At 61.5% G+C, this 22,594-nt stretch carries 20 protein-coding genes and 2 pseudogenes; 15 read left to right on the top strand and 7 right to left on the bottom strand.

The window, feature by feature from the left end:
* Window positions 1–41: 41 nt before the first annotated feature.
* Complete coding sequence (locus E2E30_RS13160) at window positions 42–575, bottom strand: RNA polymerase sigma factor (RefSeq protein WP_240698928.1); 534 nt, start codon at window positions 573–575, stop codon at window positions 42–44.
* A 156-nt stretch (window positions 576–731) separates the two neighbouring features.
* Window positions 732–899: a hypothetical protein gene (locus E2E30_RS20785; RefSeq protein WP_165954518.1), complete on the bottom strand. Its 168-nt coding sequence runs from the start codon at window positions 897–899 to the stop codon at window positions 732–734.
* Here E2E30_RS20785 and E2E30_RS13155 point away from each other — a divergent pair.
* The 8 genes and pseudogenes from E2E30_RS13155 to E2E30_RS13120 all read left to right on the top strand — a co-directional run bounded on the left by E2E30_RS13155 (window position 899) and on the right by E2E30_RS13120 (window position 9,095).
* The gene (locus tag E2E30_RS13155; RefSeq protein ID WP_133190502.1) at window positions 899–1,204 is read left to right on the top strand and encodes a hypothetical protein; all 306 of its coding nucleotides are present in this window, start codon (window positions 899–901) and stop codon (window positions 1,202–1,204) included. The genes E2E30_RS20785 and E2E30_RS13155 overlap by 1 nt on opposite strands.
* A gap of 395 nt (window positions 1,205–1,599) precedes the next feature.
* The gene (locus E2E30_RS13150; RefSeq protein WP_133190500.1) at window positions 1,600–2,460 is read left to right on the top strand and encodes an MlaA family lipoprotein; all 861 of its coding nucleotides are present in this window, start codon (window positions 1,600–1,602) and stop codon (window positions 2,458–2,460) included.
* A 289-nt stretch (window positions 2,461–2,749) separates the two neighbouring features.
* The gene (locus E2E30_RS13145) at window positions 2,750–3,142 is read left to right on the top strand and encodes a hypothetical protein (RefSeq protein ID WP_133190498.1); all 393 of its coding nucleotides are present in this window, start codon (window positions 2,750–2,752) and stop codon (window positions 3,140–3,142) included.
* A gap of 412 nt (window positions 3,143–3,554) precedes the next feature.
* Window positions 3,555–4,181 carry an MIP/aquaporin family protein gene (locus E2E30_RS13140; protein ID WP_240698927.1) on the top strand — a complete coding sequence of 209 codons (627 nt, stop codon included), beginning with the start codon at window positions 3,555–3,557 and terminating at the stop codon, window positions 4,179–4,181.
* Window positions 4,182–4,258: 77 nt separating this feature from the next.
* Complete coding sequence (katG, locus tag E2E30_RS13135) at window positions 4,259–6,550, top strand: catalase/peroxidase HPI (protein WP_133190496.1); 2,292 nt, start codon at window positions 4,259–4,261, stop codon at window positions 6,548–6,550.
* A 361-nt stretch (window positions 6,551–6,911) separates the two neighbouring features.
* A pseudogene (locus E2E30_RS13130) lies at window positions 6,912–7,448 on the top strand (cytochrome b).
* A gap of 61 nt (window positions 7,449–7,509) precedes the next feature.
* Window positions 7,510–7,737: pseudogene (locus E2E30_RS13125) on the top strand (MFS transporter); the annotation flags it as partial.
* Window positions 7,738–8,330: 593 nt separating this feature from the next.
* Window positions 8,331–9,095, top strand: coding sequence for a protein-L-isoaspartate(D-aspartate) O-methyltransferase (locus tag E2E30_RS13120; protein WP_165954517.1), 765 nt, complete (start codon window positions 8,331–8,333; stop codon window positions 9,093–9,095).
* 337 nt (window positions 9,096–9,432) lie between these two features.
* On the opposite strand, the gene E2E30_RS13115 is transcribed toward E2E30_RS13120, so the two are convergent.
* Window positions 9,433–9,795 carry a DUF4142 domain-containing protein gene (locus E2E30_RS13115; protein ID WP_133190492.1) on the bottom strand — a complete coding sequence of 121 codons (363 nt, stop codon included), beginning with the start codon at window positions 9,793–9,795 and terminating at the stop codon, window positions 9,433–9,435.
* 223 nt (window positions 9,796–10,018) lie between these two features.
* Between E2E30_RS13115 and E2E30_RS13110 the strand changes: the two genes are divergently transcribed.
* Window positions 10,019–11,317 (top strand): glycosyltransferase, encoded by a 1,299-nt coding sequence (locus E2E30_RS13110; protein ID WP_133190490.1) that lies wholly within the window; start codon window positions 10,019–10,021, stop codon window positions 11,315–11,317.
* On the opposite strand, the gene E2E30_RS13105 is transcribed toward E2E30_RS13110, so the two are convergent.
* Together E2E30_RS13105 and E2E30_RS13100 are read right to left on the bottom strand one after the other, a co-directional pair.
* Window positions 11,314–11,991, bottom strand: a complete 678-nt coding sequence (locus E2E30_RS13105) for a ferritin-like domain-containing protein (protein WP_133190488.1) — start codon at window positions 11,989–11,991, stop codon at window positions 11,314–11,316. The genes E2E30_RS13110 and E2E30_RS13105 overlap by 4 nt on opposite strands.
* Before the next feature lie 122 nt (window positions 11,992–12,113).
* Window positions 12,114–12,752 carry a class I SAM-dependent methyltransferase gene (locus tag E2E30_RS13100; protein ID WP_133190486.1) on the bottom strand — a complete coding sequence of 213 codons (639 nt, stop codon included), beginning with the start codon at window positions 12,750–12,752 and terminating at the stop codon, window positions 12,114–12,116.
* 456 nt (window positions 12,753–13,208) lie between these two features.
* Here E2E30_RS13100 and E2E30_RS13095 point away from each other — a divergent pair, with 456 nt between their 5' ends.
* The 6 genes from E2E30_RS13095 to E2E30_RS13070 all read left to right on the top strand — a co-directional run bounded on the left by E2E30_RS13095 (window position 13,209) and on the right by E2E30_RS13070 (window position 19,951).
* Entirely contained in the window at window positions 13,209–13,784 is a 576-nt protein-coding gene (locus E2E30_RS13095) for a recombinase family protein (protein WP_133190484.1), read from the top strand.
* A gap of 1,059 nt (window positions 13,785–14,843) precedes the next feature.
* The gene (locus E2E30_RS13090; protein WP_133190482.1) at window positions 14,844–17,372 is read left to right on the top strand and encodes a TonB-dependent receptor; all 2,529 of its coding nucleotides are present in this window, start codon (window positions 14,844–14,846) and stop codon (window positions 17,370–17,372) included.
* Entirely contained in the window at window positions 17,372–17,815 is a 444-nt protein-coding gene (locus tag E2E30_RS13085) for a MaoC family dehydratase (protein WP_133190480.1), read from the top strand. The genes E2E30_RS13090 and E2E30_RS13085 overlap by 1 nt, the downstream gene beginning before the upstream one ends.
* On the top strand, window positions 17,812–18,333 hold the full coding sequence (locus E2E30_RS13080) for a MaoC family dehydratase (protein ID WP_133190478.1): 522 nt from the start codon (window positions 17,812–17,814) through the stop codon (window positions 18,331–18,333). The genes E2E30_RS13085 and E2E30_RS13080 overlap by 4 nt, the downstream gene beginning before the upstream one ends.
* Window positions 18,330–18,761: a Zn-ribbon domain-containing OB-fold protein gene (locus tag E2E30_RS13075; protein WP_133190476.1), complete on the top strand. Its 432-nt coding sequence runs from the start codon at window positions 18,330–18,332 to the stop codon at window positions 18,759–18,761. The genes E2E30_RS13080 and E2E30_RS13075 overlap by 4 nt, the downstream gene beginning before the upstream one ends.
* The gene (locus E2E30_RS13070; RefSeq protein ID WP_133190474.1) at window positions 18,758–19,951 is read left to right on the top strand and encodes a lipid-transfer protein; all 1,194 of its coding nucleotides are present in this window, start codon (window positions 18,758–18,760) and stop codon (window positions 19,949–19,951) included. The genes E2E30_RS13075 and E2E30_RS13070 overlap by 4 nt, the downstream gene beginning before the upstream one ends.
* On the opposite strand, the gene E2E30_RS13065 is transcribed toward E2E30_RS13070, so the two are convergent.
* Together E2E30_RS13065 and E2E30_RS13060 are read right to left on the bottom strand one after the other, a co-directional pair.
* The gene (locus E2E30_RS13065; RefSeq protein ID WP_206365582.1) at window positions 19,941–20,897 is read right to left on the bottom strand and encodes an alpha/beta hydrolase; all 957 of its coding nucleotides are present in this window, start codon (window positions 20,895–20,897) and stop codon (window positions 19,941–19,943) included. The genes E2E30_RS13070 and E2E30_RS13065 overlap by 11 nt on opposite strands.
* Window positions 20,890–22,506, bottom strand: coding sequence for a flavin-containing monooxygenase (locus E2E30_RS13060; RefSeq protein WP_133190470.1), 1,617 nt, complete (start codon window positions 22,504–22,506; stop codon window positions 20,890–20,892). Before E2E30_RS13060 ends, E2E30_RS13065 begins: the two co-directional genes overlap by 8 nt.
* Window positions 22,507–22,594: the final 88 nt, after the last annotated feature.

Genomic DNA, 22,594 nt, shown 5'->3' with positions numbered 1-22,594 from the left:
GCCGCTCTCTGTTCCACTGCCAAGACGGCGCGGCGTGTCGTTCACCCCAGTTCCCCTGCATCGAGCATGCGTCTCAGATGCGCCATCGCGACTGCCATATGCTTTTCGACGCCCTTGCGGCTGATCCCGAGCCGTGCCGCGGTCTCGGCATGGCTCAGGCCGTCGAGCTTGTGCAGGCGGAGCGCGCGGGCGGCGCCGGGGGGCAGCCGGTCGATCGCCACAGCGAGGCGCGCGGCGTCCTCGCGCGCGATCAGATCGGTTTCGGCGACTGCCTCTGCGTGCGGTTCGGGGCCGTCGGGGCGCTGGCCCTGCTCCACATCCGCCCAATCCTGCTCGCGGACCGCGCGCCGTCGTCCCGCGCGGAGACGGTCGAGCACGAGGTTCTGGGCAACGCGGTAGAGATAGGCACGGCCGTTGCCGATCGGTCCGGACGGCGCCGAGCCAATTTTGAGCCACATCTCCTGCACCACGTCTTCTGCCTCGGCGGCGCTACTGGTTCGGGCATTCAGAAAACGTACGAGGGCAGCCCGGTGCTGGATGTATAAAGCCGCAAGTCCGTCGCTGCCGTCGTCCACACTTCCTTCGCTCAAACGACTGACCTTCCGTTGTTTGAGCTAGCATGGCGGATGGCTCGAGGCGTCAAGCTGTAGCACGATCTCGCCAACAGCAAAATTCACACCGAATTGGTGCTTCATCACCTCTGTTGTCGCATTCCAGCACCTTTTGCGGAGCTACGTACCGATGGCGTGGGAAAGCCGGTAGCGGCCAAGCTCTTGGTCCAATTCAGAAGGATTGATGGGATCGAGGCCGGAGCCCGGATAAAACATCATCTCGCCAAACCTGGGGATCACGCCCGCGTCGTAAATCTCGCTGCACATGAGATCGAAGTCTAATTCCAATGTTCAGCGCCTTTGTTCATTTGGTCAAAAGTGGCGGGTGGTCCTCTATCGATCCGCGGTGCGTTTGCCGTAATCCGAAGGTCAGTGGATATACGCAATGCGGCGGGCACAGGATTGCCGTCGCTGCGCGCTGGCGCGACGATTTTCCCACCTTTCTCACTGATATGGGCGAACGGCTGCTGGGAACGGCGGTGAAGCAAGATAATGCTCACCGCCAATTCGGCCTTAACATTTATCATTTGGCAATGGTGCCGAACCGCGCTGAGCGCGCTGCAAAATCGTGGCCTCGCCGCCAAGCCGAGTAGGCCGGGCTGTACTCCCGCATCTGCAGACGGGAGGTCGACGGGGGGCCGGACGCCATCTCCCCGGGCTTATCCGCAAGATGATCGCATTCGGGCAATAGGGCACCTCTCCCATACTGTGGGAGCGCCCTTTGTGGTTCATCCGCTATCGTCTGGTCCAGTCTGAAGGACCAGATCCCACCGCTTCAGGCCAGTGATTACCAACTCTTAGCGCGATTTCTTTTTATAGCCCCCGCCGGGACTGGGGCTTGTTCGCATTGTCGCCGTCTAGTGGCCGATGGAGCAATCCGTGAGGAATCAATGTGTATGTTAGCATATCGAACTTCTGACGACCGAGGCACGTTCCTGGGAACCGTCAGAGCGCGAACAGCACGCCCGCTCAGAACGGAGGGGATCCAATGAGCATCGGCGTGGCAATCCTATTAGCGACGCTTAGTCCGTCTTTTGAGGCTGCTTACCCCGCTACTCCATCGCTTCCTTTCCCAGCAGCCGGCCAAACTGGGGACAGTGGGGTTGCGGTCGTTCCCCGAGAGGAGCAATCGATTCCATCGTCAAAGACGTCTCAAAGCCCGCCCTTTGAAGAATTGGGACAAACTGACATTATAGTTACTGGACGAGCGCGATCGCCCGGAGATCCGATCGAAGCGATTAACGTCAAGTCCTTTGCAATTAATCAAGCCGTCGATGGGGCCGTAATCGGCCCGGTCGCACATACCTATATGCGAATCGTTCCTCAGCCGGTTCAACTGGGCGTCAGCAATGCTCTTAGCAATATCCACGAACCCGTCGTATTCGTAAATTATATTCTCCAAATGAAAATCGGAAAAGCCGCTGAAACCCTGGGACGATTCGCGATAAACTCAACCATCGGCATCGCCGGGATAATAGATATAGCAGCCCGGAAACCGTTCCATCTTCCTCGTCGCCCGAACGGTTTTGCTGATACGCTAGGATATTATGGTGTGAAGCCGGGAGCGTTTATTTTCGTTCCGCTTATTGGAGCTACAACGGTTCGTGACCTGATCGGAACTTTGCTCGACCGAGCCATGTTGCCAACGGCGTTTGGCAAACCCTTCAATCAGCCTGGTTACGTCATACCAATCAGCGTTGGGCGTACGTTGGATCAACGCGCGGGTCTCGACGATAAGCTGGAAGGATTCCGTGATTCGCCGGATCCCTATACCGCACGGCGCGACTATTACCTTCAAACCCGAGAAGCAGAGATTATAAGTCTGCGGCACATTAAACCATTAAAATAGCTGGATAATTTAGAGGCTAAACTCAAGTTAAATTGGCGCAATAGAGTCGCCCTGTCGTATTTTAGGCCAGACACCCTTTCGCCGGAAAGATGGATCGAACGGCAAGTCGGGAATGAAAACTGCCCTCGCTGAGAGCTAAGCGAGATAGTCGAACTGGACTGGCTGCGGCCGGGGCTGGAATCGCCGAGTTTCGGACACCTGATGCCGCCCTTCAAATTCGACGAGGATGTTTGATTCAGGTTCGTCGACCGTGGGACTGGGGTGTCGGCAAGAGCGCGGCGTCACTTGAATGGCCACAGGTTATGTCACGATCATGCCTTTCGCCGGACGGCGCCAGCGCACTCTAGCAAGCGGAGTTATTATGAAAAAAATTAACATTCTTGTTCTGGTATTTGTGAGCGTCGCTTTAGATGCGACAGCGATTGCCGCACGGACACTACAGTCTGGTTCCATTGCTCAGCCTGTCCAAGTCGATACACGCCGACGTGGGAATGCCATTTCGACGGATACTCCCACCAATCCACCTACTATTGCGACTTCAAAAGTAGATGCGTGTACCAAGAACGGCGAATATCCCCGTGTCGGCTGCGCGCCACTTCCGTCTCCACGTAACCGTCGCGCCGCCAAACAGTTAGATGCGAAGTCGGATCCACGTCGCTGGACGTCAACGCTTGGCTTTTAGTCACATTTTGGCAGCAGGTTCGGGCGACGCTACCCGCGGACAGATACGGGCGATCACGAACGACCGCCCCCCATGTCGGCGATCGACGGCTGTGATCCTCAGACCCGTGCAAGCGAATGCGCAGATACCCCTCTCCGTTGTCGCGCTCCCGAACGAGGCCGACGAGCGACTTCCCTCTGGCCGATCGCACAGGAACACATGTTCCGACGTACCGTCCGATGAAACCGGCTTCAAAAATGAACTTAAGTTTACGTAATGTGTGGGATCATAATGTGTCGACAGAGAGTTAAGCATCAATATCAGCATTCGCATTGTATAGATTGTACCAGATTGGATTTTTTATGCATCTAATCAAAGCATTGCTTGCCGAGTTTATTGGTACCTTCGCCCTTATCTTATTGGCGCCGGCGCAGTGACTGTGCTGGATCCCCCTAATATCGCCGCCATTGCGCTGGCGCCTGGCTTCGTCATCATGGCGTTCGCTTACGCTTTTGGCAACGAGAGCAACTCGTACCTTAATCCTGCGCTGACCCTCGGGGTCGTCCTTGCTGGCGAAGGAAAGATCGCAGCCGCGATCCCCGTGTTCATTGCACAGTTTGCCGGGGGGATCTGCGGTGGACTAACGCTGTCGGCAATCTACGGAGCTGGCGCGCCACATCGCTTAGGCATGACGACCGTGACCGGGAGTCTGACGTCGCTCAACGGTGCCTTGGTGCTCGAGGCCATCGGGACGTTTTTCCTCATGACGATCGTACTCAACACTGCGTTACGCGGCACGGCGGGCAAGTTTGCACCATTCGCGATCGGCATGACCGTCGCGTTTTGCATCATGAGCTTCGGTGCTGTTACCGGCGCCTCGATCAACCCGGCGCGGACGCTGGGCCCGGCGATCGGCGTCGGGAGGTTCACCGATGCCGTTCCCTATATGATCGCCCAGTTCGTCGGTGCCGCGATCGCAGCCATATTCTACCGCTTCGTCTTCCCCCGATCGATAGGGGACGAGGAGGATATCCCGGATGAGGGCGCGCCAGCCTTCTGACCGCTCTTGGCCGACCGATCATCCGCCAAGCCACCCCTCCCAGCTACATCGCCTCACCGCTTCGAAAGGATCGTGATATGCTTGATATCAAGAACGACAAAACCAACACGCAGACTCATGAGATGGAGGGCAAATGCCCGTTCGGCGGTGATCGCGTCGGCGGCGCACTGGGAACACCGCCGACCCTGTCCGACTGGTACCCAGACCGGCTAAAGGTCGAGCAACTCCACAGCAACGGGCCGCAGGCCAATCCGCTGAGCGATTTCGACTATGCCGCAGCGTTCAACAGCATCGACTACGCAGCGCTGAAGCAGGATATCCGGGCATTTCTGACCTCGTCGGTTGCTTGGTGGCCGTCGGATTACGGCAATTACGGCCCGCAGATGATCCGCATGGCATGGCATGCCGCCGGCACGTATCGCATCTCGGACGGTCGCGGCGGTGCTGGTGAGGCGCTGCAACGCTTCGCGCCAATCAGCAGTTGGTGGGACAATGGCAACACCGATAAGTCACGCCGGCTGATTTGGCCGATCAAGCAGAAATACGGCAGCGCGCTGTCGTGGGGCGACCTGATGATCCTGACCGGCACTGTCGCGCTCGAGATCATGGGCTTTCCGACCTATGGCTTTGCCGGCGGTCGGCGCGACGCTTGGGAGGCCGACACGAGCACCTATTGGGGCCCGGAGGTCTGGGATCCCAGGAATATCGCGTCATTCGACAGCATGGTGACGCGTGACAAGCGCTGGCGCGGCCAGAATGGTGATGCAGATTACGACCTCGAGAACCCGCTCGCCGCGACTCATCAGGCGCTGATCTACGTCAATCCCGAAGGCCCATATGCGAACGGCGACCCGATGGGCTCTGCGCGCGATATTCGCATCTCCTTCACGCGCATGGCGATGAACGACGAGGAGACGGTCGCGTTGATCGCTGGCGGTCACGCCTTTGGCAAGAGTCACGGCATGGCCAAGGCAGATGAGATCGGACCGCCGCCCGAAATCGCCCCGATCCAGGCGATGGGGATGGGTTGGCAGAACCCGAACGGCACCGGTTTTGCCGAATATACGATGACCAACGGCATCGAGGGGAGCTGGACCCCCAATCCGACGCAGTGGGACAACAGCTATCTCGAAAACCTCTTCAAGTTCGAATGGGAGCAGACCAAGAGCCCTGCCGGCGCGATCCAGTGGACGCCGGTAGATCCCGATGCGCCGAAGACGCCGGACGCGCACATTCCGGGCAAGATGAACCCGCTGATGATGATGACCAGCGACATCGCGCTCAAGGTCGACCCGGATTTCCGGGCGGTGTGCGAGAAGTTCCTGCAGGATTTCGACGCGTTCACCCAGGCGTTCTCGAAAGCGTGGTACAAGCTCACCCACCGCGACATGGGGCCGCGCGAACGCTATCTCGGGCCCGAGAAGCGCAACGAGAATAGCTTGGCCTGGCAGGACCCGATTCCGCCGCTCGACTATGACCCGATCGGCGCGGGTGACGTGGCCACGCTGAAGCAGGCGATCCTGGCGACGGGCATGTCGTCGTCCGATCTGGTGTTCGCCGCCTTCTCGGCAGCGGCGACGTACCGCAATAGCGACAAGCGCGGCGGCGCGAATGGCGGACGGCTCGCGCTGTCCCCGCAGAAGGACTGGGCGGTCAACCGGCGGACGGTGCCGGTGGTCGCGGCGCTGCGCGGCGTGATGGAGGACTTCAACGGCACGCAGTCCGGCGGCATAAGAGTTTCGCTCGCCGATCTGATCGTGCTGGGCGGTTGCGTGGCGATCGAGCGGGCCGCCGCCGAGGCCGGCGTCGAGGTGACCGTCCCGTTCACCCCGGGGCGGCGCGATACAACGCAGGAGCTGACCGACATCGAAATGTTTACCTGGCTCAAGCCCGTGGTCGACGGGTTCCGCAATTATGTCGACGACCAATACGGGCAGATCGCGCAAGGCGTTTCCCCCGAAGGGATGTTCCTCGACAAGGCGCAGTTGCTGGCGCTTACTGCTCCTGAATGGGTCGCTCTGGTCGGCGGTCTGCGCGTGATGGGGGCAAACCACGACGGCTCGTCGCACGGCGTCTTCACCGACCGGGTCGGCGTGCTCTCGAATGACTTCTTCACTGTGCTGACGAGCATGGAGTATGAGTGGAAGAAGCTTGACGAGCAGGGCATGTCCTTCTCGATCGATGACCGCGACACCGGTACGCCACGTTTCCAGGCTACGCGGTGTGACCTTGTCTTCGGCTCGAACAGCCAGCTCCGTGCGGTTGCCGAGGTCTATGCTGGGCACGACGGACACGGCCGCTTTGTCCGGGACTTCGTAAAGGCCTGGGACAAGGTTATGATGCTCGATCGCTACGACATCCACGGTTGAGGTCGGCCGATGGCTTTGCCGAGGGAGAGGTGCTCGCTCGGATACTTCAACTGCCAAACCAGGCCATGACATTGGTCGAGGTTCCAGAAACGCTGCTACCTCAGGCCCTTAATTGGGAACAGCCGCGCTATTGGTCGCCCCGTTCACGCAGCGGCTAATTTCCGAGTCAAGCTGGCTTGATGCCAAACCGTTCGTCATCAAGACAGCTCGGCTAGGAATTGGCGCAAACACCGGATCGTCCAAAGCCGGCTTGGTCGAGCAGGCTGGAAGCAGATTGTCGGACAGAGTCCTATCAGTTTTGGTCTTCAACAGCGCGGCCTGTTGTCTCGTATTACGAAATGCGCTCGCAGAGGGAATTTAGATGCCAAACGTCCCAGGTTCCGAGCGGTATGACGGCGTCGCGCGGTTGCTGCATTGGCTAACCGTCGCGCTGATCGTGACACAGTTTGCCATCGCCTGGACCATGCCCGACATCCACCGCGGCACGGTGCCAACCGGACTGATCGCCTGGCATTTGTCGGTTGGCGTCACGATTCTAGCGGTAGTTCTGGTCAGGGTCGTTTGGCGGGCAACGCACTATGAGCCTTCCGCACCGATAACGCTTTCGCCGACGATGTAAGCCGTGTCGCGTGTCACGCATATATTACTTTATGCGCTTCTGGTGGCGTTGCCATTGCTGGGCTGGGCGAATGCATCTGCGCGCGGCTGGTCGGTCAAATTATTTGGCGCGTTCCCGCTGCCTCCATTGACCTCGACTGGCTCGCCACTTGGCCGGTCGCTTGGCGATGTACACCAGACTGTCGCGATCGTGCTGCTGGCTGTTATCGGATTGCACGTGCTCGGCGCGTCGTACCATCTGCTGATAGTTCGCGACCGAACCGTTCACCGAATGATTTGAGGTCTGCCGGCGCTCGCGACATCGTGAACGCTGGTCAACCCAACCAAACGATGACGTCAGGATCGCGGTCGCGCTTGTGGAAATGTTCCCCAGCCGCATCCCTTACACTTCGATGTCGCTGCCCTATCGCATCGGGAACGGCTGGTCGGGCGGGGTGTTGCTGGCGATCGTCGCAGGCAACGGCAACATCTATTGCGGGCTTTGGTACCCCGGGGTGGTGGCGGCTGGCACGATGGTGATTGGGGTCTTGGTCCTGCCCAAGATCTTCCGCCGCAATATCGACGCTTGATAATCAGTGATGCGCTTTCAGCAGATCGCGAGCGATTGAAATGCTCTCGATCCGGTTGGGGCGCCGCGCAGACTCTTAGGTAATTAGTTCCGGCATCTGATGGATCGGCTGTTCTCGAGCGCTGCCCGCAAAAGCGAGACAGCTTGCGCGGATTCAAGCTGAGATCGCAACGTGAATGAACGACCGGTCTGGGACGCGGAAAGAGCACCCTGACTGTCGCATTCTGGATCGATCCGGAGGGAGGAATATCGAGGTATGGCTGAAGGACGGCAATACTGTTTCCCTGCATAGGCGCCTTGGCGACCGGGTAACTGCCAATTTTTACGAACCGCCCCCGCCACGGGCTAATGGGCACCGAAAGTAGTTTATCGCGCCTGACTACGAGAGCAGATCAGAGACGGCGAACTGGGGCGCATCGGTTTGGTGACGTCTTGTCCGATAAGGGGGACAAGATGGCGATACGCGAAACGTCTAAAATCTCATCAGCGGCCGATGATGGAATTAGGGGACATGGGGAAACGTCGCTAGCCGAATGGCTAAACCTTTGGAGACAGCTTGCCCCGGCTTTCGCAGCAAGAGAGGCGGCGGCGCCCGTGACGAGCCAGATCCAAGGGAAATTCGCAGAATTCGGGCATAAGACTTGGGCGAGCCCAGGAACGCACTACCTGATGGATTTACTTGCAAATCAACCACCCGGATTCAGCGACCAGCGAATTTCGCTGATTGCGGCGATCCGACAAAGCATCCTTGAGTACGATGCGACCGCCGATCCCTCGAAGCTCGAGCGGGTCCTAGGCGCAATGAGCTCGGTGCCGCGCGAGCTCTTCGTCCATCCAGAAGTGCCGGAATTCGCCTACCTGCCGACATCGCTGGACATTGGTTGCGACCAGACCATCTCCAACCCGCATCTCGTCGCGATAATGACCCTCGCGGCCGACCTGCCCTGCAATGCCAACGTCCTCGATATCGGGACCGGCTCGGGCTATCAGGCCGCCATCCTGTCGTTGATCGCCGAGACAGTCATAACAATCGAGATCCTTCCGGTTTTTGCCCAGGTCGCGCGCGACCGTTTGCGCGATTGTGGATACCTAAACGTTGAAGTTAGAAAGGGTGATGGCTTCACCGGTGCGCCTGACCGTGCTCCGTTCGATGCTATCATCGTCGCGGCGGCCGCAGCATGCGTTCCCGGCCCGTTGCTGGAGCAGCTCGCGCCACAGGGGCGATTGATAATGCCGCTCGGAGCTTCGCCTGAGTGCGAGCTTCTGACCGTCGTCACCAGATCGCGCTCCGGCGGGATCGAAACACGATCGCTGGGTGGGGTGAAGTTTGTGCCATTGACAGGCAAAGGGCGAAGATGATCATGATTAGTGCTGACGAAGGGGAAGGGTGTTCTCGCAGTCTCACCTCCCCATCTGAATCATGACTTCGAAAAGGGGAAGACTTGGAATATTTGCAGGGGGTGTACCTGGCGGCCAATAACCAGATTTTCTTGTCCAAAACCATGCTGGAGCCAGATCCGTCTCAAAAGCGGCCGGACAGCTGGCGGCCAAGCCATGCGCAATCGCGGACGCGGACGAGCGGCCGGTCCGGGTGCTATTGTGGTTCGCGTTCCAACCCGATCGTTCAATGTATAATCTAAAACCCACCAGCGCTGCGATATCGCGAGCGCTGGTGGGTCTCAAAAAACCGATTCCTTCAGGTCAGGCGTTTTGCCATATCGAGATGCTTCTGCAAAACCGGCAGCGTGTTTGTTGCCAACATTTTTACGTCGGCCGGGGCGTCGCTTTCAGCTTCTTTCTTGAAGTCGGAAATGTCGCTTTCGTGATCACCGATCATGTAGCTGACGAATTCTTTGTCGAAGTCGACGCCGCTGAGCCCCTTCAGCTTCGCCTCCTCCTTGCTCGCTTCCGGCAAAACGTCTGTGGGTGGTGTCAGGCCGTAATGTTGCGCGACAGCCACAGCATCGGCTCGGCCCTTGGTATGTCCGGTCACCAGAGCCCGACCATAATCGGCGACTGCTGATCCGCCTTTGCTTGCGGCAAGAGCACCAAGTGTCATTTCCGAATTTTCGCCCTAAATTGCCTTCGTCAAAAACGCGTTCGGACCTAGTGGCTTCGCACAGCCTGATGCGAGCGACAGCGGCACGAGTGCAACAAGGATCAAGATGCGCATGGTGTTTCCCTCATGATGTTATTGTCAGAACGCTCAGGCTTCTCGTTGGATGCGCGGCAAGCCCTTATCTTACCTACCGAGAGGAGATTATTGGGCGAGCGGTTAGTCTATGCGTAAGGTCATTCTCACGACTGCTGGCACGCTCGGCGACCTGCATCCGTTCATCGCGATCGCTCTGGCGCTGAGGGACCGAGGCATCACTCCCGTTTTGGCAGTGCCAAAGGATCATGTGCAGAAGTGCGTACGAGCAGGTCTTGAAGCGGTCGGCGTTCTGACGAGCTTCGATGAAATCTGTGCTCAGATGGGGCTGAGCCCCGAAGAAGCGGTGCGCCGCATCATGAGCAATCAACGTGTGATGCTCGAGCGCGTGCTGCTTCCTGGCCTGTCCGAATGTACCATGGCGCTAGAAGCGATGGCTGCGGATGCCGAGGCGATCGTCGCCTCGATTTTCGTCTTCGCGGCCCCAATCGTGGCCGAGAAGCACCGCCTGCCGCTGGTTTCCGTCATACTGCAACCCATGGCGATGCTGTCTCCCTGGGATCCACCGCGAACGCCTGATTTCTGGATGATGGTGGGGGCGCCGGTGACTGCGATCAGCGCGGCGTGGAATCGCGTCGTCTTTGGCGCGCTCCGACGCTTGGTCAATCGTTTATATGGCAGGCGGATCGACCGGGTCCGGGTCGAACACGGGCTGCCGCCTGCCGGTGCCGCCAATCTCCTCGACCCGCCGCCGACCGCCCTACTTCGGCTTGGGTGCTACTCGTTGCAACTGGGCGCATTGCCAGCCGATGCCACGCAGACGACCAGGATCGTCGGGTTCCCGATGTTCGATCAGGGAAGTAGCAGCCGAGGCGCGCTCCATCCTGCAATCGTAGCGTTTCTTGAAGCCGGGCCTGCTCCACTAATCTTCACGCTCGGCACCTTCGCGGTCGAGGGTGCCCGCAGTTTTTACAACAAGGCAAGCGACGTCGCGCGGGCGCTCAACATGCGGGCGATCCTGCTGGTGGGCGGAACTGCCGAACCGAGTATTGACGGCGATATCCTCCGAGCAGGATATGCCCAACACTCGCTGATTTTTCCGCATGCCGCGGTGATCATTCAGCACGGAGGCGTCGGGACCACGGGTCAAGCCCTGCGCGCGGGAAAGCCGCAACTTGTGGTTCCTCACATGGGGGATCAGTATGATCACGCCTATCGCGTCATGCGCATGGGTGCTGGATTGCGGCTCAAGGCACGTCACTTCACCGTCCGCCGCGCGACTAAGCTGATCGCCCGCCTACTCAATCAAGGCTTCTACCGCGAAACCGCAGAGCGCGTGGCTGTGACGATGGCAGAGGAAAAAGGTGCTGACGCCGCGGCAGACACGATTCTTATCGCGCTCGATGCGCTCGCCGCCAGCAGACGCTAGACCGCAATCAGTGGCTTGGGACTCGGCTCCTGCTCATCGGCATCGGCCCAGTCTCGGCGTCGCGGCAGCCAAGGATTGAGAAACACCAGCGGCAGTTTGATGAACAGCAACTCGCGATGAATCCAGAAATCCGTGAGCCGCTCATACCATTTAGCCTGTGCCCGGTTCGTCCGGGTCAGCCACGCCTGATAGGGCTGCCAGTGGCTCGGCTCGTCGCGCTCGACAATCCTGAAAATCTTCACCAGCACGGGATCGGAGCGTAGCAGCGGTGACTTGAGCAAGGTGGCTACCTGTCGCATGCCCCTCATTTCGGTCAGCATTATCACCCTGCAGAGTCGCTCGAACATTGCGTCGCTTGCTATAACGGCGTCTGTGTCGAGCGCGTCGATCGTCGAGCCGAATACGATCTCGACGAAACGGTCGATATGGCCGCACGCACGATCGACCTTCAGCGGCATCGATCCGCGCAATTCGAACCAGCGCTTGAACATGACATAGTGCTTGCGCTCATCCGCACGATGTTTCCGGACCGCCGCGATAAAGACGGCATCGTCGGGGCACCGCACCTGGACTGCTTCCAGGACACGATCGATACTCGTGTAGCCACGATGCTCGTTATAGATGTAGATCGATGCGAGCACATCGAGATACCGGCGAAGGAACGCTTGGTACATTGGATTTCCTAGTGGGCGCCGCCACGATCAGTGATTGGCGCGGATAAAGGGCAAACGCACGACCGAGGAAATGATCAGGATCATGCCGAGGCCGACATAGAGCCAGAATTGCAGCGGTTGCCTCATGCGGCCGACCAATCGAGCGTAGCAATGAGACCGTGAACCCCCAATCCGACGGACACGCGCTGCTGGCGGAAATTGGCGCTATCAGGGGCGGTTGCCATGAGCCCATCGAGCGCGGCTGCGGTGTACAAGATGTGTGTACCGTGTTTCACGAACGACCATTTTGCCATGTCGGTGCCGTCGGTGGCATAAATCGACAAGCGACCCGCGGGTTTGAGCACGCGCAGGATTTCGACCAGCACCGCATAGGGGTTTTGCCAGAAATAGATCACGTTCGAAGCGAGCACCCGATCGAAGCTGGCGTCGGCAAAAGGCAACGCAGCGAAGTCACCGTAATTTAGCACGATCGAGCCGGCTCGAATGCGACGTGCGTGCCGCTTGCGGGCAACAGCCAACATAGCGTCGGATTGGTCAAGCGCGTAGACAACGCCAGAGCCCGCCTTGCGCGCAAGCGCTTCAAGCGCGTCGCCGGTACCGCACCCCATGTCGAGGACGATGCCTCCGGCTTGCACCGCCAATGCGTCGATCGTCAGTGCGGTTGGACGCGCGTTGACGACGCGCATCGCATGACCGGTCAACCATCCTCCAATCCCGCGGGGATGTTCCAGTTGTCGTCCGATCGCATGGGCAAGTGTCATGCTTAGGCGTGCGCCAACTGAGCGTCAATCTTGCAGAGCAGTGCGCGCGCCTCAGCCCGCGCGTTGGCGCGACAATCGGCGCGTGACAAAATCAAGTTCATCGGTGTCTTTCGCTTTTCGCGTCGGAAAACGCGAGCCGTTCTGGATGGGTGACACTCGCTCCGACGCACAACGTCGTAGCGAGTGGCGATCAATCGCGTGACAGCGGCTTCCGGCATCCAAGCTCCTTGGCATCGATACTGGCAAGACGCCGATGGGGGGCGATCACCCCAGCGCCCACTCTCCTATTTTAACGGCTGCATCGAATGAACAAGACGCGGCGCGCGGTTTCACAGGGGTATACCCTGACAGACCGCACAGCTTGATACGGTCCCTGCGTTCAATCAGGGTTATTATCAGGGACATTGAACACTCCGCGCCGACGGTCGAGAGCCTGATCGAACAGAGGGAGTCCAAATGTCACTTTTTGGCTACGCGCGTGTATCTACCTCCGATCAGGACCTTGGCATCCAGGAAGCGGCGTTGCGCGCTGCCGGTTGCCAGACGATCCGGGCCGAGAAGAAGTCTGGGTTGGACCGCGGCTCTCGGACCGAACTGCAGGTCTTGCTCGACTTCTTTCGTGAAGGCGACACACTGGTTGTCACGCGCATCGACAGGCTGGCTCGATCAACGAAGGATCTGCAGGAGATCGTCCATGAACTGAAGGGGAGGGGAGTCGCCCTGAAAGCGACAGAGCAGCCAATCGATACCAGCACCGCTGCTGGGAAGGCGTTTCTCGATATGCTCGGCGTATTCGCCGAGTTCGAGACGAACCTTCGCAAAGAACGTCAGATAGAAGGCATAGAAGCGGCGAAGGCGAGGGGGGTGTATAAAGGAGGCAAAGCACGCATCGATCCAGAGACCGTGCGCAGGCTCGCTGCGGATTGCGTGAAGCCTGCGCATATCGCACGGCAGCTCGGGATTTCCAGAGGCACTGTCTATCGGTTCATTCCGAAGCCTGCCGACGCAGAATCGCCGGAGGAGACCGTCTGATTTTCCGGTGATTAGGGTGGAAAACGGCGCGGCCGCTTTCGAGCGGCAATTCGACATAGCAGACATTCGTTCAACCGCATCATTGCAGCGGCTTTGCCCCAGCTAGCGTTTATGTCGCGCGAACGGCGATGGTTCGAAAAGCAGTCATGACGGGCGCGCTACTGATGTTTCCGCGCCACTTCGCAGCGATCGCTAAGGCAATCTCGACGATCAGAGCCGCCGTGTGGGGAAAGAGCATTGCCGACCGGTCCACGACAACCGTCGCGGTCGGCAACGATGCGCCGAGGGCGCAAAGAACGGTGTGGGGTGCTGCGTCGACCGTAGCTTTGTCGCGAAGGCGAAAAAGCTGGAGCATTGCAGCGTAAGGGCGCGGCTTTCTGATACCAAAGCGTGGGACGATCAAAGCGGCGCAAGGATCTCGACGACCGAAAACGCATGCGTAACGCAGTGCAGATGGCGCGCTACCGCCGCGCGGTCTGCTATGAAAGGGACAGCAGTTGCGTCTTTTGTGAGCGATCTACGTGGTCGTTGACGTTCTGAAGATCACGCCTTAATTTCTCCTTATATATCGATGGCTGCATGCCTTTGTTTCGGAGCAAAATTGGCAACCGGTTCGGCCGAGATACGCTCTCCCAGGCCGTATCCTGCGGAATGCAACAAGATGCTGTTTTTAGCACCGTATTGAAAGTTAGAATCCGACTATGACATCTGCGGCTCCGCCGCGGTCGTTCGACGTATAAAACCTTCATTCAGAGATATTTAGGCGAATTTATTATCTCATTCGTGTTTCCGATATCGCCGATCTGCTACCCCAAAGATTTCATGCTGATACCCGTCGCGGCATTATAACAAAATCCCCTTAACGAAATCGGCGTTCTTCAAAAAGCTTGCGCCTGCACTAACGCGAGCGCCGCGCCCCTACACTCCAATCAGCACTGCAGTCCGCAATGCGCCATGTGTCAACACATGCATTGACAAACCTGAAAGCCTCGGTCAGTTTCCTATGAGCGACCGCCCCAACGAGGGCGGCGCGGCGAGGATGCTAACAGGAGGCTGACAATGCGCGGCACGGTGAAGCGGGGCCCGGCAATCAGGGCGATGCTGGCAAGTGGAATTTCGGGGCTGGCGCTGATCGCGCTCCCGGCGGCGGCGCAGACCGAGCCGACGATGCCAACTAGCCCTACGACACCGTCGACGGCCCCCGCAGGGTCCGAAGCCGAGGCGCAAGCGGAGGCCGCTGCGACTGGCGATATCGTCGTGACCGCGCGGCGTCGGAGCGAGACGCTCAACGGCGTGCCCGTTGTCGTATCGGTCATCGGTCAGACGCAAATCGCCAACAACAACGCCACGGATCTGAGCAAGATCGGCGAGCTGACGCCGACGGTGATCGTCGGCGCATACAAGTCTAACGGCGGCGGCTCGATCGCGATCCGTGGGATCAGCTCGCCAGCGAACCAGGCGGGCTTCGAGCAGGCGGTGTCGGTCGCGCTCGACGGTGTCCAGACGAGCGACGGCCGGATCGCGCAGCTCGGCATCTTCGACGTGCAGCAGGTCGAAGTGCTGAAAGGGCCGCAGGCGCTGCTGTTCGGCAAGAACAACACAGCAGGCGTAATTTCGATCTCCACCGCCGATCCGACAGATCGGTTGGAGATCAGCGGGCGCACTGCGTACGAATTTGTCGGCGACGAGACGACGACCGACGTGGCGGTGTCGGGGCCGCTGTCCGACCGCTTCGGCGCGCGTCTGGCGGTGCGCTACCGCAACCTCGACGGCTGGCTGCGCAACACCGCGCAGCCGATCGCCAACCCCTTCTACCGCGCCGCGACCGGGGCACCGGCCGGCGCGGCGCAGCTGCCGGGCACGACCGATCCGCGGCCTGGCGACGAGGAGTTCCTCGCACGACTGACGCTCAAGGGCGAGCCGACCGACAATTTCACCTTCCGGATCAAGTCTTTCTTCGCGCGCAACAAGGACGCCGGCCCGGGCACCGCGACGCAGAATATCGGCCCGTGCACCGGCCCCAACCCGCGCATGTACGGCATCGCCGATCCGGCGGCCGATTGCGTGATCGACAACCGCACGACGATCGGCAACCTACCCGCCGCGATCTCGACGACGATGCGCGGCGGAACCGCCGACGGATCGCCCTATGGCAAGCTCACCGTGCTGACGGAGGCGATCAATCTCGGCTGGAAGATCGGCGCCGTCTCGATCGATTCGACCACGGGTTACAATTACACCAAATACCGCTTCTTCTCGGGGCTCGACCAGACGAGCTACTCGCAGCTCGCCTTCTTCAACGAACAGCGCGCCGAACAATTCTCGCAGGAGCTGCGCGTTACCAGCGACCTACAGGGCCCGTTCAACTTCATGGTCGGCGGTTTCTATCAGACCGCGCGGTTGCACGACAACAACGACACCAAGCTCAACGACGGAAACTACAATGCCGCGGCCAATCGCTATTCGAGCTATGAGGATCTGAGCCTGCAGACCGGCAACACGCTGTCGGCCTTCGCGCAGCTGATGGTGAAGCCGATCCCGACGATCGAGATCGCCGGCGGCGCGCGCTACACGCGCGAGCGCAAGCAGTTCAGCAAGGAAAACCTCTACGGCATCGGAACCTTCAACACCGCGAACACGGTGTACTCGGGGTCGAACCAGATCGGCTTCCTGCAAGGGCGCTTCGCCGACAGCAACGTCTCGCCCGAAGCCACCCTGACCTGGCGTCCCGACAGCCGCAAGACGCTGTTCATCGCCTATAAGACGGGGTTCAAATCGGGCGGTTTCGGCGTCACCAGCCCGCTCCAGACCGGGACGCGGATCGGCGACACCGACTTCGATTCCGAAAAGGCGCGCGGGTTCGAGGTGGGTGCCAAGGGGCTGTTCCTGAATGGAAGGTTGCGCCTCAACGTCGCGGCCTTCGCCTATAAGTTTACCGATCTCCAAGTTAATACCTACGACCCCGCGCGCGTCGCCTATACCATCAACAACGCCGGCGAAGTCCGTCAGCGCGGTGCCGAGGCGGAGGTGCATTATTCGCCCGTGCAAGCGCTGACGCTGCACGGCGCGGTCGCCTATACGCACAACCGCTTCCGCAATTTCGTCGGGCAATGCTACGGCTATGCCTTCCCGACGGGAACGGTGCGCGCGACCGCGACCGCGCCCGCCAATTGTTCGTTCGTCAATGCGACGACGCTTACACTCCAGCAGGATTTCGGCGGCCGTGCCCCCGCCCGCTCGCCCGACTGGGCGGGTAATGGCGGCGTCGAACTCGCGATCCCGGTCGGCGATTACAAGCTGACGGTGACGGGAGACGCGGTCTACAGCGGCAGCTACTACGCCGCGGAAACCATGGCGCCCTCGACCTTCCAACGCGCGCTGTGGCGCTTCAACGCGAGCGCGCGGATCGCGCAGATCGACGATCGCTGGGCAGTGTCGGTAATCGGCCGCAACCTCACCAACAAATATTATCTGCTCTACGCCGCAGACCGCACCGGGGGCGCGAGCGTCCCAGGCGCGATCAGCGAGCAGCGCGGCGTCGTCGCGCGCGGGCGTGAAGTCGCGCTGCAGCTTTCGGGGAAGTTCTGATGACGATGACGGATCTGGTGATCACGCGCGACACGCCGATCGGGTACGAGCTGCAACCGATTAAGAAGAAGGCGGCGATCCAGCTGATGGGGTCACGCCTGTGGGGGCGGTTCAACCCCAACCATTGGGATCCGGTCTATGCCGAAGCGACCGGGCTCAAAGCGCCGATCCAGACTGGCGAGATGTCGTCGGCCTATATTGCCGAGATGTGCGTCAATCATTTCGGAGCGGCGATGTTCAGCGGCGCGAGAATCGTCTGCAAATATATCGCATCGACGCTGGCGAACGAAGTCGTCACCACGCACGGCGTCGTCCGCGAAAAGATCGCCAAGGGGAGCGGCTTCCGCTTCGTCGTCGACGTCTGGGCTGACAATGAAGCAGGCGAGAAGAAGACCGTCGGGTTCGTCGAGGTCGATGTGGATGTAACGGGAGGCGCGGCATGAGCACCGATCAATTGCGGCCGATGTCACCGGTCCAGATCGTGCAGACGCGTGATTTCATCGACGGGCTCGAGGCCGGCGCGGTGACCTATTGGGATATGGTCGCGATCGGCGACGAACTTTCGCGCGAGCTGACGATCAGCCCCGAACTGGTGATCCTGTACGCCGACGGTGTCGAGGATTTTAATCCGTGGTACGAAGGCTGGCGGATGAACAGTTGGACGATCCCCGGCGAATCGCCGTTCGGCGAAGCGATCGTCCCACCCTTGCTGGTCTCGCATTTCGTGCTGTCGGTCCAGTTCGATCATACCAAGCCGTTCGCGATCGGTTCGATCCACACCAACCACGATTCCGAGATCCTGGCGCCGATCCCGGTCGGCGCGACGGTGCGGATCACGACGCGTGCGACCGATAAATTTGTGAAGCGCGATCGCCGCTATGTCCGCCATACGGTGACGGTCGAGGATGTCGCCGACGGCACGCTCTATTTCCGAGAGACGCGGGATATCCTGTCGCTGTGAGCAGCGCGGGCGGGAGCATGGTCGCCGACGGGCTGTTTGATCTCGACGAAGGCGCGCCGCGGCTGATCGGGACGCGGTGCACCTCCTGCGGGACGCTCTATTTCCCGCAGGCGCCGAGCTGCCGGAACCCGCAATGCCGCGAGAAGGCGATCGAGCGCGCGATATTGCCGACGCACGGGGCGCTGCTGAGCTATACCGTGCAGCGGTATCGCCCCCCGCCGCTGTTCCGCATCGACGATTGGCAGCCTTATGCGATCGGGTTGGTGGGATTGGGCGACGAGGTCGAGGTGATGGGAATGCTGTCAGGGTTCGCGCTCGATGCGATCGCGATCGGCACGCGCGTCCGGCTGGTGGCGCAACCGCTGTATCGCGATGCGGAGCGTGGCCCCGTCCTGACCTACGCCTTTGCGCCGGAGGCGGCGGCATGACGCAGCCGGTCTATGTGCTCGGCGCAGGCGCGCATCCCTGGGGCAAATGGCCCGAGAAGACCCAATTGCAGCTCGCGCTCGAGGCGATCGATCTCGCGCTCGCCGATGCCAAGCTCGCCTGGCCCGACGTGCAGGGGCTGGTCGCGGCGAGCTCGCGCTTCGAGGGCGGGATGGGCTGGGGCCTCCATGCCAATGAGATCGTCCAGGCCGTCGCCGAGCAGGGCATTCCGTGCGTCAATGTCGGCGGTGCCTGTGCCGCGGGCGCGATCGCGTTTCACACCGCGCACGCAATGATCGCGAGCGGCGAGCGCGACGTCGTGTGCGTGATCGGCGCCGAGCGCATGCCCAAGGGCTTCATCCCGCGCCCGCCGGGCAGTCAGGACGATATCACCGACAGCGACTATCTGCGCTGGGTGGCGATGGGCGCGACCAATCCCGCCTATTGGGCGATCGAAGCGCGCCGGCGGATGCACGAGCTCGGCACCACCGAGGAGACGCTCGCGCGCGCCGCGGTGCTGATGCGCCGGAACGCGGCGGGCAATCGCCTTGCGCGGTTCCGCACCGAGACGAGCGTCGACGAAGTGCTCGCCTCGGCGATGGTCGCCGATCCGCTGCATCTGCTCCAGATCTGCCCGGTCAGCGATGGTGCGGCGGCGATCATCCTCGGCAGCGAAGCGTGGATGAAGCGGAGTGGGCGCTCGGCGGTCGAAGTGGCCGGATGCGCGATCGCGACGGGGAGCTTCGGCGACCCCGCGCGCCGCATCCCGACGATCGCCGCGACGGTGCGGGACGGCGTGACGCACACCAGCGAGGTCGGCAATGCGGTCGCGCGCGCGTGCGAAATGGCCGGGATCGGCCCCGGCGACGTCGATGTGCTCGAGATGGCGGACAACACCGCCTGGCATATTCTCGCCTGGCCCGAGCAGTTCGGCTTTTACGAGCCGGGCAAGGGCGACTGGATGCTCGCGCAGGGCGAACTCGGGATCGGCGGGAAACTCCCGATCAACCCGAGCGGCGGCTTCCTGTCGTTCGGCGAGGCGACCACCGCGCAGGCTGTCCTGCAGATCTGCGAACTGTCGTGGCAGTTGCGCGGGCAGGCCGAGGGGCATCAGGTCGAGGGTGCGCGCGTCGGCATGTCCGCGGTGCTCGGGCTCGGGGCGAACGGGGGCTCGGTTATCCTTAAGGCTTGACGGCGCTCCCTGGCCAGACCGCGCTTCCGCTCCCAAGCGCGCTGATCCGCCTCGCGATAAACGCGATCGCTTCGTCGGCGACGGGCGTCATCTGCGGCAATCCGGCGAAGCCGTGGATCATCCCCGCATAATGCTGCAGCACGATATCGCCATCCGCGGCCTGCATCTTGCGGGCGAGCGCCTCGCCCTCGTCGCGCAACGGGTCAAACTGCGCCGTGACGATGGTGGTCGCGGGCAGACCGCCGAGATCGGCCAGCGTGAGATCGAACGACGGACCCGCCGCGCCATCGCCGCGATAGGCGGCCCAGGCATAGTCGAGGAACGAGGCGGTCAGCATATAGCCGTCGGCGAACGCAACCGCCGAAGCGCTGTTACAGGCCGGATCGAGCAGCGGATAGAGCAGGCCGATATGATCGAGTGCAATGCCAGCGTCGCGGCAGCGCAGCGCGATGCCGAGCGCGATATGGCCGCCGGCGCTGTCGCCGACCACGGCGACGCGCCCCGGTGCGAGGTCGACCGACGCTTCCCCCCGCCGCAGCCAGGCGAGCACCGCCGCGGCATCGTCGCGCGCGGCGGGGAAGGGGTGTTCGGGCGCGAGCCGGTAGTCGACTGCGACGACCACGCGCCCGCTGGCAGTGGCGAGCGTCCGGCACATCGCATCGTGCGTTTCGAGATTGCCGAACACAAATCCGCCGCCGTGGCAGAACAGGATCGCGCCGCTGCTGGCGGGCGCTGGAAGATAGAGCCGCACCGGGATCGGGCCGCCCGGCCCAGGCACGACCGCATCGATCACCGCCGCGATGGGCGGCCTCGGCGCGGCCGCCTGAAACGCATTGGCGGCACGCCGCAGATCGGCGAGCGCGACGTGCGGCGGGGGGCGGCGGAGCGCCATCCGCGGATCGCCGAGCAGCGCGTCGAACGCGCGATCGGGCCGGTCGTCAGGCATCGGCATGCTGCGCGACGGTGCGCAGCGTCAGCCCTTCATATCCGCTGGCGGCGGTGCGTTCGAGGATACGGCGATACCCGCGGACCCCACCCGAATAGGGCATGAACACCTGCGGCTTGCCGGGCATTTCGGCGCCCATGTAATAAGACGGGGTCTTCAGATAGAGCGTCTCGCGCGCCTTCTCGTTCACGTGCGCGACCCAGTCGCGTTCCGCCGCCGCGGTCGCCTCGATCTCGTTAATCGCGTCGGCGCGGCAGCGCTCGAACAGCGTCGCGAGCCAGTCGACCTGTTCCTCGGTCGACAGCAGGACATTGCTGAGCAGCGACGGGCTGCCCGGCCCGACGATCACGAACATGTTGGGGAAGCCATTGACGCCGATCCCGAGAAAGCTGGTCGGCCCCGCCGCCCACGCCTCGCGCAGTGTGCGCCCGCCGCGGCCGACGATCTCGGGCTTGAGCAGCGACCCGGTGAAGGCATCGAACCCGGTCGCGTAGATCACGATATCGAACGGATATTCGGCAGCGCTGGTTTTGATCCCGCCCTCGGTGAAGCGCTCGATCGGGGTCTCGCTGATGTCGACGAGCGCGACGTTCGGGCGGTTGAACGCGGTGAAATAGCCGCTGTCGACCGATGGGCGACGCGTTCCGAACGGGAAGTCGCCGGGGGTCAGCTTGGCGCGCACGGCGGGATCGTCGACCTGTTCGGCGATCTTGGCGCGGATGAAGGCGGAGGCGGTGTCGTTCGATCGCTGATCGAGCAGGATGTCCTTGAAGGTCAGCGCGAAGCCGAAACCGAGCCGGTTCCACGCCGCCTCGAACGCGGCGGTGCGCTCGTCTTCGGGCACGTCGATCGCGGCGCGCGTGTCGGGGACGAAGCCGAGCCCGCTCGGCGAATTGCGCGCCGCCTCGCGTCGCGCCGGATAGTCCGCTTTCACGGCACTGTCCTCGGCGTCGGTGACGGGGGCGTTGGCGGCGGGGATCGAGTAATTCGCGGTGCGCTGGAAGACGGTGAGGTGCGCCGCTTCCTTGGCGATCACCGGCGTCATCTGCACCCCCGATGACCCGGTGCCGATGATCGCGACGCGCTTGCCGGCGAAATCGACCGGGTCCCTGGGCCAGCGGGCGCTGCTGATGATGCGCCCCGCGAAATCGTCCTGCCCCGGATAGCGCGTAGCCTTGGGCGTCGACAATTGGCCGACCGCGAGGATCAGCTTTTCCGCGTTCCAGCGTCGGCCGTCGCTTGCCTCGACGGTCCAGCGCGCGGTCGCCTCGTCGAAGATCGCGCGTTCCATCCGCGTGTTCAGTTCGATGTCGCGACGCAAGTCGAAGCGGTCGGCGACATGGTTGATGTACCGCAGGATTTCGGGCTGCGTCGCGTACCGCTCGCTCCAGCGCCATTCCTGTTCGAGCTCGGGCGAGAAGCGGTAGGAATAGTCGTAACTCTCGACGTCGCAGCGCGCGCCGGGATATTGGTTGAACTGCCACACGCCGCCGATCGCCTCGCCCGCTTCGAGCACGACGACCGAGAAACCCTGCGCGCGCAGCGTATGCAGCGTGCGCAATCCGGCGAAACCGGCACCGACCACCAATGCGTCAACCAACGTTGTCATGGACCTCTCCTGTGCAGCTATAATCTCTCATTCCGACAATTTCGTCAACGGGTGTGTGGAGAGGGCGTGCCTTGGGAATGCGCGACAA

The sequence above is a fragment of the Sphingomonas sp. AAP5 genome (assembly GCF_004354345.1).
In the GTDB taxonomy this organism is placed as follows: Bacteria; Pseudomonadota; Alphaproteobacteria; order Sphingomonadales; family Sphingomonadaceae; genus Sphingomonas; species Sphingomonas glacialis.
Note: the sequence above shows the minus strand (reverse complement) of the source record. Positions and strands in the feature narration are given on the sequence as shown.